Origin of the sequence: Streptomyces cynarae (assembly GCF_025642135.1) — a bacterium.
Taxonomy (GTDB): Bacteria; Actinomycetota; Actinomycetes; order Streptomycetales; family Streptomycetaceae; genus Streptomyces; species Streptomyces cynarae.
This window is the reverse complement of the sequence record NZ_CP106793.1, coordinates 777846-790304: the sequence shown is the minus strand read 5'-3', so window position 1 is coordinate 790304 and position 12459 is coordinate 777846. Positions and strand designations below refer to the sequence as shown.

Sequence of the window (12459 nt, the reverse complement as noted above, 5' to 3'; positions counted from 1 at the left end):
CGCATGCGGCCGCACGCACGCCTGCCGTACCCGCCCGTGCATCCGGTGATGCCGTGAGGCCCCGGGCGGGTACAGCCGAACCGGGTGTGCGGGGAGCCGCCTACAGCTCCTTGACGCGGATGTCCCGGTAGGAGATCACATCCGTCGTGCTGTGCACCTGCAGTCCGATGTAGCCGGAGGCGAACCGCCGCCCGTCCGTGCCCGGATCGTCCGAGCGCGGCGGGTAGAAGGCCTGGCCGCCGGTGTTGTCGAACTCGTTGATCAGCACCCCGTTGCGGTAGACCGAATAGTGCTGGTCGACCACGCGGATCTCGTAGTCGTTCCAGGTGCCCTTCTGCGTGACGCCGGCCCCGGCGAGCCCCACCCGGTCGAAGCCGTAGATCGAGCCCGTCTTGTACATGTCGCCGGTGGGCGAGTCGAGCACCTGCACCTCGTGCCCGTACTTGATGGCGACCCACTCGGGCCGTGGCTCCTCCGGGTGGTCGTGCACCCACGGGAAGCGGACGAACACCCCGGAGTTGGCGTTCCCAGTGCCGGGAGCGTCGTCACGCCACTGGAGCTTCAGCGAGAAGTCGCCGTACTTGCGCTGCGGGAACCAGAGCATGCCGAGGCCCGATTCGCCGGTGCCGCTGGTGATCGACCCGTCGGCGTTGAGGGCGAACGAACCGCCGCCCACCTGCTCCCACTTGGCGAAGGACTCCGCGGTGCCGTCGAAGATCTTGCGGTAGCCCTCCGTCTGCCCCGGCGTGCCGATGCCGGACTGACGGGCGGCCCGCTGGATCGCGTTGTACTCGCGCTTGTCGATGACGCCTTCGTCGAGGAGCCCGTCCAGGACGGTCCTCACGTGCTTCAGGAACAGCGTGTGGGACGTCCACTCCTTCTCGTCCTCGATCAGCTCGTTGATCCGGCACCGGTTGTTCGTGACCCGGTTCGGCACGCCCGAGTCGACCGTGCCGACGATCACCGTCAACCGGTCGTCGTACTCGGGGCAGTCGGGTGCGGGAACCCCGCCTCCGGCCACGACGGTGAGGCTCACCGTCCGCGGTTCGGAGGTGTTGCCCGCCTTGTCGCTCGCCCGGTAGGCGATGGTGTGCGCGCCCACGCGGTCGACCACCACGGGCGCGGTGTACGCGAGGTAGGGCCCGCCGTCGAGCGAGTACTCCACGCTCGCCACGCCCGAGCCGCCCGCGTCCGTCGCGCTCACCGTCACCTTGGCGCTGCCGACATAGGCTCCGTCGGAGTTCTTCGTGCCCTCGACGGTCACGCCGGTCACCGGAGGGGTGGTGTCCTGCGGCGGCGCCGCGACGACCGTGAACTCCACGCTCTTCTCGGCGGAGACGTTGCCCGCCTTGTCGGTGGCGCGGTAGCGCACGGTGTGGGTGCCGAGCTGGTGCACCATCACGGGACCGGTGTACGGCTGCCAGGCGCCCGAGGCGACGGCGTACTCGATCGCGTCGACCCCGGAGCCGGTGTCCGAGGCGGTGACGGTGACGGTGGCCATGTCGATGTACGCCCCGTCGGCGTTCCGCTCGCCGCTGACCGTGGCCGAGGTCTCCGGAGGCGCCGTGTCGTCGGAAGGCGGCGCGACGACGGAGAATTCGACGCTCTTCTCCGCCGAGATGTTGCCCGCCTTGTCCAGGGCACGGTGGCGGACCTTGTGGCCGCCGACCTGGTCGACGACGACCGGAGCGGTGTACGGCTGCCAGGCGCCCGCGTCCCCGATCGCGTACTCGATCCGGTCGACGCCGCTGCCCTCGTCGGTGGCGCCGATCGCGACTGTCGCCGAGCCGACGTACTCGCCCTGAGCGTTGCGCGTGCCGGTCACCTGCGCGGAGGTCTCGGGCGGTGTCGTGTCCGCGCCTCCGCCCTCGGTGACCACCAGGACACCCTGCATCTGTCCGTGGCCGGGGATCGTGCAGTGGTAGAAGTACCGGCCGGGTGTGAGCGTGACCTGCGCCGTGTGGCGGCCGCCCATGTCGTCGTTCGGGTTGGCCAGGATGTTGAGCTGGACGTCGCTGTTGTACTCGGGGTCGTTGGTCACGAACGTCAGCGTGTGCGGCATGCCGGTGGTGTTCCCGGTCGCCGCACTGTTCTCGAAGACGATCGTCGCCGGTCCTGCCTGCGCCGTCGTGGGCGCCGAGGCGTACTTCGTGATGTCGTCGCCGGCCGTCCAGGTCAGCACCTGCTCGGCGGCCCGGGCCTCGGACCGTCCGGCCGTCTGCCCGGCTGCGGACGTCGTCTGCAGGCCGAGCATCGTGAGCAGTGCGGCCAGCAGCGCGGCCCAGAGTCTCGACTGCCGTGTCACTCGGTCCTCCTCGCCAACTGGTCGGCGGCAGGCGTCGGTCCGCCGCCGGTGTAGGTGATCCGCCACAGTGCCGACTTGGAGTCCGAGGTGAAGAAGCCGCGGCCGTAGTCGAGGACGTACAGCGCGCCGTCCGGACCGAACTTCCAGTCCATGAGGTTCTTGATGCCGTCGTTGCCGGTCGGCACGATCTTCTTCAGCGACTCCGAGTGCACGGGCAGACCGCCGTCCCCCTGTGTCCTCGGATCCATGAGCACCGCGTTGCGGGGCTGGTCGGCGTCGTAGAAGTCACCGACGAACCACTTGCCGTCCCAGTACGCGGGCCACTTCTTCTCGCTCGCGTTCGTCGCGTCGTACCGGTACACCGGTCCGTTCATCGCCGCCTGGCCACCGCCCTTGAGCCAGGGCAGCCGGTAGGTGGCCTCCTCCTGCTTGTAGGAGGGGACGCCGTTCGCGTCGCGCGGGTAGTCCGGTGCACCGCCCTGCGGTGAGTACCAGATGTTGTTGCCGGTGACGGGTGGCAGATTGACCAGGCCGTCGTTGTTCGGGGACTCGTTCTTCGGGTGGTCGCAGTCGTACCAGCCCAGCGGCTGCGAAGGATCGGGCAGGTTGCGGTCCCGGTAGGGCTGTTTGTCGCCCATGCAGTACGGCCAGCCCCGGTTGCCCGCCTTGGTGATCACCGCGAACGTGTCGTACTTGGCCGGCCCCCAGGTCGGCGACGGCTGGCCGGCGTCCGGACCGACCCAGCCCGCGTAGAGGATGTCGGTCGACTTGTCGACAAAGATGCGCGCCGGGTTCCGCACGCCCATCACATAGATCTCGCCGCGCGTCTTGCCGCCGCCCTCGTCGGTCTCCTCGCCGGTGAAGAGGTTCCCCTCGGGAATCGTGTACGTCCCGTCGGACTCCGGGTGGATGCGCAGGATCTTGCCGTTGAGGTTGTTGGTGTTGCCGGCGGTACGGCGTGCGTCCGCGAAGGAGACTCCCTTGTAGGCGGGCTGGGGGTTGTTGCCCGAGTAACCGCCGCTGAATCCGCTGGAGTTGTTGTCTCCCGTGGCGATGTACAGGTTGCCCTTGGAGTCCCAGGCCATCCCGCCGCCCGCGTGGCAGCAACTGTGGATCTGTACCGGCCACTTGAGCAGCACCTTCTCGCTGCCCAGGTCGAGTTTGTCGGTGGCGGGATCCAGTGTGAAGCGGGAGACGCGCCGCTCGGCCATGTGCGTGTCGCGGTTGATCCGCGAGTGGGGTGTGTAGTGCAGATACACCCAGCCGTTCTGCTCGAACTTCGGGTCGAGCTCGATGCCGAGCAGGCCCTCCTCGACCTTGGTCAGCTCGTCGCCGCCGCCCTTGTTGCCGAAGACCGTCAACTCACCCGCGAGCGTGACCTTTCCGGTCTTCGGGTCGTAGATGTGGACCTGCCCCTTTCCCTTGCCGACGTCGGGGTTGTTCCAGTCGGTGATCACGGGCCGGGAGGCGTCGGCACCTCCCCGGCCGATGTAGAACACACGGCCGTCGGGTGCGGTGACCAGGCCGTGCGGCTCGCCGATCTGGTCGTTCTGCCCGGGCTGGTTGGGCTGGGTGAGGCGCTCCGCCTTGTAGTTCGCGGTGATGGTCGCCTTGCAGTCGGCCTGTACCAGGCGGGTCGTCCACAGCAGCGCGCCGCGCAGATGGGTGCGGAAGTCGGTCTCGTCGTAGGACGACACCGTGCCGCCCATGCCGGTGTAGAACGAGCGTCCGCCGTCGTAGTCCCGGCACCAGCTGATCGGATGGTCCCAGCCGTTGCGGCTCGCCCCCGGCTGGTAGGTCGACTCCCGCACCCGTGCCACGGTGTGCACCTCGCCGGACGGGCTCTTCACCCAGTTCGGCCACTGGTCGGGCCGCTTCCACTCGGGCGGCAGGTCCTTGCCGGCCGGATGCCGCCGGTCACCGACCTCGACGGTCGCCCGCTGGACGTTCGCCGGGCCGGCGGCGGCCGGGCGGGCACCTATGAGACCGGTGAACCAGTCCGAGTACGGCTCCGCGCGGGCCGCGTCGTGGATGCCGACGAAGCCGCCCCCGGCCTCCATGTACGCCTCGAGACCGGCCTCCTGCTCGGGGTCGAGGACGTCACCGCCGCCGGTCAGGAACACGATCGCGTTGTAACGGCCCAGCCTGGTCGCCTGGGTGAACACCGCGGCGTCGTCCGTGGCCTCGACCTTGAAGCGTTGGTTCGCCGGGCCGGACAGCCCGATCTGTTCGATGGCCTCGATCCCGGCGTTCACGACCGGGGACTCGTCCCCGGCCGCGGCGGATCCGTGGAAGAGCAGCACCCTCACGTTGGCGCCGCCCGGCGGCGACTTGATCGACATCGTTGTCAGGTGTGGCTCCGGGGCCGGACGCGCGTCGGCGGCGGGGGCCGTCAGCAGGCCGGCGGCGAGGACGCCGGCCGTCAGGGAGCCCGCCCAGAGGCGGCTCGTGGTCCTCTTCGTGCTCAACCCGCGTAAGAGTCCGGGCCTTTGATGCGATGTGAAGCGCACGTGGTCACCCATCCCTCCTCGGTCGCAGCAACAGCGCCAAGGAAGCTAGACGTCTTTGCGTGGTTCGCCAATAGGTATGACCGCGATGCATCGAACTTTGTCCTGACTGTGGATAAACGGGGCCGTGCCCGGTACCGTCGCACAGGTTCATCACAGCTACGTCTTCGCACATTCCATACCAACGTGGGGAGTTCGGCATGGACAGACGCGGCTTCAACCGGCGGGCGCTGCTGGGCGGCGCGGCCGTCGCGACATCGTTGTCCCTGCTGCCGCAGTCCGCCGCGGCGGACGTCCCGGCCCGGACGGCTCCGGCCGGGGGCGAGGTGAAACACATCAAGCTCTACGCCGAGAAGCTCGCCGACGGGCAGATGGGCTATGGCTTGGAGAAGGGCAAGGCGACGATTCCCGGCCCGCTGATCGAGCTCAACGAGGGCGACACACTGCACATCGAGTTCGAGAACACCATGGACGTACCGGCCAGTCTGCACGTCCACGGCCTCAACTACGAGTTCTCCAGCGACGGAACGAAGCTGAGCAGGAGCGACGTCGAACCGGGCGGCACCCGCACCTACACCTGGCGCACCCATGCACCAGGCCGCCGCAAGGACGGCACCTGGCGGTCGGGCAGCGCGGGCTATTGGCACTACCACGACCATGTCGTCGGCACCGAACACGGCACCGGCGGCATCCGCAAGGGCCTCTACGGACCGGTGATCGTCCGGCGCAGGGGAGACGTGCTGCCGGACCGGACGTACACCATCGTCTTCAACGACATGACGATCAACAACCGGCAGCCGCACTCCGGGCCCGACTTCGAGGCCACCGTGGGCGACCGGGTGGAGTTCGTCATGATCACGCACGGCGAGTACTACCACACCTTCCACCTGCACGGTCATCGCTGGGCGGACAACCGCACGGGCTTGCTCACCGGGCCGGACGACCCGAGCCAGGTCGTCGACAACAAGATCGTCGGTCCGGCCGACTCCTTCGGCTTCCAGGTCGTCGCGGGGGAGGGCGTGGGAGCGGGCGCGTGGATGTACCACTGCCATGTGCAGAGCCACTCCGACATGGGGATGGTGGGGCTGTTCCTGGTGAAGAAGGCGGACGGAACGATCCCCGGGTACGAGCCGCACGACCACGATCCCGCGCACTGACGCCGGGGTCCGTGTCACCGCGCGGCAGGGACCGCCGAACTGCTGTCAGGCCGTGGCCTCGCGGATCCGTGCGAGCAGGGCCCGCAGTTCGGCGCGGTCCTCCGCGCTCAGGTCGGCCGTGGCTTCGGCCAGCGCGAGGCGGTCCACCTCCTCCGCTTCGCGGTGACACCGCCGGCCCTTGTCGGTGAGGCGGAGCAGGAAGGCCCGGCGGTCCTCCGGATGGCGCACCCGCTCCACCAGCCCGTCGCGCTCCAGACTGTCGACGATGCTGGTCGTGGTCCGTGCCGCGACCCCCGTCATCTCGCTCAGGTCGCGCATCCGCAGAGGCTGCTGCGCCCGCGCGAGCATCCGCAGTGCGCGGAGCCGGGCGACCGAGGCGCCGCCCGCCCGCAGCCGGGACTCCACGAAGCGGCGCAGTTGGTGCGTCGTCTCGTAGAGCTCGTCGACCAGGATGTCGCTGCTGCCCTGTACTGCCATGTCGTTTCCCCGTTCCGTCGCGATAATCGATTCTATGAGCACCCACATAGTGAGTATGCTCAGTATGTGCTTCCGCTCCGCCGTCGCCCCGTCCTGCCCCACCCCTCCCTCCGTCCCAACCAGCGCCTGGTCGTCCCCGTCATGTGCGTCTGCGTGACGTTCATCGCGATCGTCGACGGAGCCATCACCACGGTGGCGCTCCCGTCGATCGCCCGGCAGTTCCGGCTGACCACCGCCGCCCTGGACGGAGTGGTCGTGGCCTATCCGGTCTGCCTGGCCATGGCCATCCCGGCCTCGGCCTGGCTGGTCGAACGGTTCGGCGCCAAACGCGTCCTGCTCACCGCACTGTCCGGCTTCCTCGGCTCCTCACTGCTGTGCGGCGCGGCCGCCGGCCTCGGCCAACTGGTCGCCTTCCGCGCGCTCCAGGGACTGTCCGCCGGAGTCCTCTTCCCCGCCTCGGCCTCCTTGCTCTTCTCCACCTTCAACTCCTCGGAGCAGGTGCGGATCTCCCGATACATGATCATCCCCCAGCAGATCGCCCCGGCTGCCGCCCCCGTACTCGGCGGCCTGCTGGTGGACCACCTGTCCTGGCGCTGGGTCTTCTACGTCAACCTGCCGGTGGGCCTGCCGGCCGTACTGTTCGGGGTGCTGTTCCTGTCGGGGCACCGCGGCCCCCGGCCCGGCCGCTTCGACCTGCTCGGACTGTTGCTGAGCGCGGCGGCCCTGGGCGCCGTCATGTTCGGTGTCAGCGAAGGCCCCAACCGCGGCTGGTCCTCGGCCGGTGTGGTCACCGCCCTGATACTCGGCGCGGTCCTGCTCGCCGCCACCATCGCCTTCGAACTTCGTACCGCCGAGCCCCTGTTGAAGCTCCGCCTCTTCGGGGACCGGCTCTTCAGGGACACCAACCTCATCAATCTGGTCGGTCTGGTGCCGATCCTGGGCGCCATGTACCTGGGCCCGCTGTTTCTCCAACAGGGACAGGGCCGCACCGCCCTGGAGTCCGGCACCAGCACCTTCCCCGAGGCCTTCGGCGTCCTGCTGACCGTTCAGGTCGTCGGGGTCCTCTACGCGAGGACCGGCCCCCGGGTCATCGTCGGCTGCGGCCTGGCCGGTGTCAGCGCGGTCCTGCTGCTCTTCGCCACCTGCGACGAGCACACCGGCCTGTGGACCTTCCGCGGCTACATGTTCCTGCTCGGCCTCGCCATGGGCGGCGTCTTCATGCCGACCACGGTGGCCTCACTGGCGACCGTCGCGCGACCGGACCTGGCCCAGGCGTCCACGCTGAACACCGTCGTCCGCCAGACCGGGGGCGCCCTCGCACCGGCGGTGGTGACCATGGCCCTGGTCATGAGCACCCCCTCGGCGGCCGCGGCGGACCCGCCCGTCACGGCCTACCAGCACGCCTACCTGGCCCTGGCCGCGATCGCGGCGGTGACCGCGGTCTTCGCCTTCACGGTCCCCGACGGCCCGGCCCGCGCCGCGGCCCGCGGCACCACCGTCGCGAGCCGGTCCACGCCCTTCCGGCGCCAGAGGGAGAACGCCGGCTAGGGCACCCCGCCTTCGCCCGCTCGTAGGCACACCGTCCACCCGGGCGTCGCCGACGTGCGGGAACTGCCCTTGCGGCGTGGCCGCGGCGGCTACTACGGCCTCGTGGCGCCTGTGCTGCGACGGCTGCCCGCCGTACGGAAGCTGCGACCCATCTTGACCGCCATCGCCCGCTTCGCCTGACCCGGCGACGACACGCCGGCTTCTGCTGTCAGTGCGCTGCCACGACGGCGAACGGGGGCGTTCGGTCCACTCATGGGTCGGTGACGGCGCCGGCACCGGCCTGTTCCTGCGGCAGACCGGGGCGTTCCGGCGTGCTCGCGCGGATGACCAGGGACAGCAGCGCGGCGGCCGCGCAGGCGGCGCCCAGGCTCAGCCAGACGGGGTCGTAACTGCCGAACGCGTCGCGGGCCGCCCCGCCGAGGAAGGAGGCCGACGCCGCGCCGACCTGGTGGGCGGCGTTGACCCAGCCGAAGACGATGGCACTGTCGTCGCCGTAGAAGGCGCGGCACAGGGCGATGACCGGGGGGACCGTCGCCAGATCGAGCAGGCCGAAGAGGACGACGAAGGCCATCATCGGCGGGTCGACCGTGGCCGTCATGATCAGCGGCAGGCTCACCAGGAGCAGGCCGCGCAGGAAGAAGCAGGTGGCGAGGAGTCGGCGCGCGTCGCTGCGGTCGGTGAGCCAGCCGGAGACGACGGTGCCCATCACGTTGAAGACGCCGATGAACGCCAGGAGCGTCGAGGCGGTGGTGACCGGCATCCCGTGGTCGTGGGCGGCCGGCGCGAAGTGGGTCCACATGATGCCGTTGGTGGACGCCCCGCAGATGGCGAACGCCGCCGCGAGCAACCAGAAGGGGATGCTCCGCGAGGCGCTGCGCAGAGCCGTCAGGGTGCGGCGCGCGGCACCGGGCGCCGGGGTCGGACGCTGCACGGACCTCCCGCTGCCGTAGGGGCGTTGGCCGAGGTCGGCGGGGTGGTCGCGCACCACCAGGTACACCAGGGGAGTGACGGCGAGGGCAGCCAGGGCGAGGGTGACGAGGGCGGGGCGCCGGCCGTGGTGGTCGATGGTCCATGACAGAGCGGGCAGGAAGACCATCTGCCCGAGGACGCTGCCCGAGGAGAGGACTCCGGTGACCAAGCCCCGGTGACGGGCGAACCAGCGGTTCGTCACGGTGGTGCCGAGCGTCATCGACAGCGAACCGGTGCCCAGGCCGACGAGGAACCCCCAGCAGAGCGTGAACTGCCACGCGGCCTTCATCGCGGTGGTGAGCAGGGCGCCCGCGGCGACGGCGGCGAGCGCGGCGACGACGACCCGGCGCACGCCGAAACGGTCCATCAGGGCCGCCGCATAGGGGGCCGTGAGTCCGTAGAGGACCATGTTGACCGAGGCGGCGAGGCCGATGGATCCGCGCGACCAGGCGAACTCGTCGTGCAGGGGCTCCTGCAGGATGCCGGGCATGGTGGAGAACGCGCCGGCCACGACGATGGCTGCTCCGGTGACGGTGGCGACCCACCAGGCACGGTGGGCCGAGGGGTTTCGGGGATTGCCGCTCGTGTCTCGCATGCGGTCCATGCTTGGTGGGGCCCGCGCACCGAAACCACTGGCCAGATGGACCGGTAGTGAAAGAATCCGGCCATGACTGTCACAGGTGGGGCGGCGCACCGGGTGGTGGTACTGGTGCGCCCGGGCTTGTTGCCGATGGAACTGGGCATCGTGCACCGTCTGTTCGGGACGGCCGAGGACGACCGGGGACGGCCGCTGTACTCCGTTGTGACCTGCGCCCCGTCGCCCGGCGAGATCCCAACGGATGCCGACTTCACCGTCAACGTGCCCTGCGGGCCCGAGGCGCTTGAGGACGCCGGCACTGTGATCGTGCCGGCCGCTGTGGAGGACTACGAGCCCCAGCTCCGCGGGCGGTTGAGCGACGACGTGCGCGGGGCTCTGGAGCACATACCCGCGACGGCCCGGCTGGCGTCCATCTGCACCGGGTCGTTCGTGCTGGCGGCGGCGGGGCTGCTGGCGGGACGGCGGGCGACGACGCACTGGAAGTCGTGCGCCGAACTGGCCGCGCTGTACCCGGAGATCGACGTCGATCCCCACGTGCTCTACACGGATGACCGCGGCGTACTGACCTCCGCCGGCGTGGCCGCCGGAATCGACCTGTGTCTGCACATGATCCGTGGCGACCACGGCGCCGACATCGCCAACGCCGTCGCCCGGCGCACGGTGGTACCGCCGCATCGCGACGGCGGACAGGCGCAGTACATCGAGCGGCCCGTCCCTGAGCCGGGGGACACCTCGACCGCCGCGGCTCGGGCCTACGCGCTGCGGCACCTGGACGAACCGCTCACCCTGGAGGACCTGGCCTGCCGGGCGGCGATGAGCGTGCGCACGCTGACCCGGAAGTTCCGGCAGGAGACCGGCGTCACCCCGATGCAGTGGCTCACCCAGCAGCGGTTGCAGTACGCACGCCGGCTGCTGGAGCGCACCGACGAGCCGGTCGACCGCGTCGCGGCCAGGACCGGGTTCGGAACGGGGACCGCGATGCGGCAGCACTTCCGCGAGTCCCTCGGCGTGTCGCCACGCGCGTATCGCAACACCTTCCGGGGCGTGGAGTGAGGGCACGCGTACGGGAGGCGGGCCGCCGCTGAGTCCTACGGTTGCGCGGTCGGGGGGCCGGAGCGGTTCACGGCGGACAGCGCCGCGTGCAGTGCGGTTCTGGTCTCGGTGTCGATACGGCGGACCAGTTCGGCGGCCGGCAGGTCGCGCACCAAGGGATACGTCTGCCCCGCCCAGAGGTTGACCAGGTCCGCCTCGCCGCGGGCGCGGCCCGCCTGACGCAGCGGAGCGGTCAGGTGGTGCACCTCGGGATAGGCGGCGGGAGCTTCCGCGGTGTGCCTGTCCAGGAACTGGTTGCGGATGCCGCGTGCCGCACGACCGGTGAAGGCCCGGGTGACGGCCGTGGCGCCGGGCCGCTGCAGGGCGTGACGGTGCACTTGGGCCGTGCCGGCCTCGGGACAGCACAGGAAGGCGGTGCCCAGCGCCGCGGCTCTGGCGCCCGCGGCGAGTACGGCGGCCGCCGCCGCGCCGGTGGCGATGCCGCCGGTGGCGACGAGGGGCAGGTCGGTGTGTGCCACCAGAAGCTGCAGCAGGCTGAGCAGGCCGGTGCCGGTGTCGTCGTGGGATCCGCCCCGGTGGCCGCCCGCCTCGCTGCCCTGTGCCACGAGCACGTCGGCGCCCGCCGTGGCGGCTTCGGTGGCCTCCTCGGCAGAGCCGACCGTCACCCACACCTCGCTGCCCACGCCGTGCAGGTCGGCCACGGTCGCCGCGCCGGGGCAGCCGAAGGTGAACGACACCACGGGGACGGGTTCGTCGAGCAGGACAGCGAGTTTCGCTGCCCAGTCGTCGTCCTCGAACACGGGATCGCCGAGCTCGACACCGGCGTGGCGGGCCGTGTCGGCGAGCGATGCGGCATATCGCGCCACCTCCTCCTGCCGGGCCGGCTCGCCGGGCACGAAGAGGTTGACCCCGAAGGGTTCGCTGGTGAGTCGGCGCGTCACGGTCAGCCGCTCGGCCAGGGAGGTGGCGCTCAGATAGCCGCCGGCGAGAAACCCCAGCGCACCCGCCTCGGACACCGCGGCCGTGAGCTCGGGGGTGGACGGACCGCCGGCCAGGGGAGCGAGTACGACGGGCACAGGGCGGCTGTCGAGAATCACCGAGTGTCTCCTTTCCGGCCGTTCTCGGTGGTGACCGCCACCGCGGACGCAGGGAGGCCGACCACCGGCCGGCCTCCCGGCACCCCGGCGCACCGGTGCTCATGGCATTGACCATGACAGTCGTCATAGTGAGGATGCTCTATGACAGCCGTCATAGCAAGTCGGGTGCGACAGGTGTCGGGTGACGCCCGGTCGGTTCGACGTCGGCTTGTCCGGGCGGGCAGTTGTGAGGATTCCGCGAAGCTCCACGTGCACGGCTTTTCGCCCGGTTTCATCCGTACGTCGGCAGGTGACCCGAAGCGCGTACACGAAGTACACGTTTCCCAAGGCACGGACGACTTTCGATCGCAGGTGACTTTTCATGGACAACTGGCGAGACCACGCCGCGTGCCGAGAAGAGGACCCCGACCTCTTCTTCCCGATCGGCACCACCGGTCCGGCGCTGCTGCAGACTCAGCAGGCCAAGGCGGTCTGCCGAGGCTGCCCCGTTCAGGAGGAGTGCCTGCAGTGGGCGCTCGAGACCGATCAGACCATCGGTGTGTGGGGCGGTACCAGCGAAAGCGAACGCCGCGCGCTGAAGCGGCGCGCTGGAGCCCGGCGCCGCTCCGGGTAGCCCGAGCGGCGCGTCAGGATGCGCCGCACGCGCGACGCTTGCGGCGATCCCCGGAGAACGGGCCAGCCAGTGGGGGCCGCCACGTTGCAGCGGCCCCCACGCTGTCTTCGCCTCAGTACGAGACCCGCCCCCGCG

At 70.3% G+C, this 12459-nt stretch carries 9 protein-coding genes; 4 read left to right on the top strand and 5 right to left on the bottom strand.

What is annotated here, in order from left to right; translation table 11 throughout:
- Window positions 1-100: 100 nt before the first annotated feature.
- Together N8I84_RS03820 and N8I84_RS03815 are read right to left on the bottom strand one after the other, a co-directional pair.
- Window positions 101-2254: an OmpL47-type beta-barrel domain-containing protein gene (locus N8I84_RS03820; RefSeq protein WP_263234651.1), complete on the bottom strand. Its 2154-nt coding sequence runs from the start codon at window positions 2252-2254 to the stop codon at window positions 101-103.
- A 47-nt stretch (window positions 2255-2301) separates the two neighbouring features.
- Window positions 2302-4827, bottom strand: coding sequence for a ThuA domain-containing protein (locus N8I84_RS03815; protein WP_263228140.1), 2526 nt, complete (start codon window positions 4825-4827; stop codon window positions 2302-2304).
- Between the two features lie 185 nt (window positions 4828-5012).
- On the opposite strand from N8I84_RS03815, the gene N8I84_RS03810 reads away from it, so the two are divergent.
- The gene (locus tag N8I84_RS03810) at window positions 5013-5969 is read left to right on the top strand and encodes a multicopper oxidase domain-containing protein (protein ID WP_263228138.1); all 957 of its coding nucleotides are present in this window, start codon (window positions 5013-5015) and stop codon (window positions 5967-5969) included.
- 45 nt (window positions 5970-6014) lie between these two features.
- Here N8I84_RS03810 and N8I84_RS03805 read toward each other — a convergent pair whose 3' ends face one another.
- Window positions 6015-6446, bottom strand: a complete 432-nt coding sequence (locus N8I84_RS03805; protein ID WP_263228137.1) for a MarR family winged helix-turn-helix transcriptional regulator — start codon at window positions 6444-6446, stop codon at window positions 6015-6017.
- A 141-nt stretch (window positions 6447-6587) separates the two neighbouring features.
- On the opposite strand from N8I84_RS03805, the gene N8I84_RS03800 reads away from it, so the two are divergent.
- Window positions 6588-7994, top strand: a complete 1407-nt coding sequence (locus N8I84_RS03800) for a DHA2 family efflux MFS transporter permease subunit (RefSeq protein WP_263234650.1) — start codon at window positions 6588-6590, stop codon at window positions 7992-7994.
- Window positions 7995-8244: 250 nt separating this feature from the next.
- On the opposite strand, the gene N8I84_RS03795 is transcribed toward N8I84_RS03800, so the two are convergent.
- A complete protein-coding gene (locus N8I84_RS03795) occupies window positions 8245-9567 on the bottom strand; it encodes an MFS transporter (protein WP_263228136.1) in 1323 nt (440 codons plus the stop codon).
- 63 nt (window positions 9568-9630) lie between these two features.
- Here N8I84_RS03795 and N8I84_RS03790 point away from each other — a divergent pair, with 63 nt between their 5' ends.
- Window positions 9631-10614: a GlxA family transcriptional regulator gene (locus N8I84_RS03790; RefSeq protein WP_263228134.1), complete on the top strand. Its 984-nt coding sequence runs from the start codon at window positions 9631-9633 to the stop codon at window positions 10612-10614.
- Between the two features lie 35 nt (window positions 10615-10649).
- Here N8I84_RS03790 and N8I84_RS03785 read toward each other — a convergent pair whose 3' ends face one another.
- A complete protein-coding gene (locus N8I84_RS03785; protein ID WP_263228132.1) occupies window positions 10650-11711 on the bottom strand; it encodes a nitronate monooxygenase in 1062 nt (353 codons plus the stop codon).
- A 361-nt stretch (window positions 11712-12072) separates the two neighbouring features.
- Between N8I84_RS03785 and N8I84_RS03780 the strand changes: the two genes are divergently transcribed.
- Window positions 12073-12324, top strand: a complete 252-nt coding sequence (locus N8I84_RS03780) for a WhiB family transcriptional regulator (RefSeq protein WP_263228131.1) — start codon at window positions 12073-12075, stop codon at window positions 12322-12324.
- Window positions 12325-12459 lie beyond the last annotated feature (135 nt).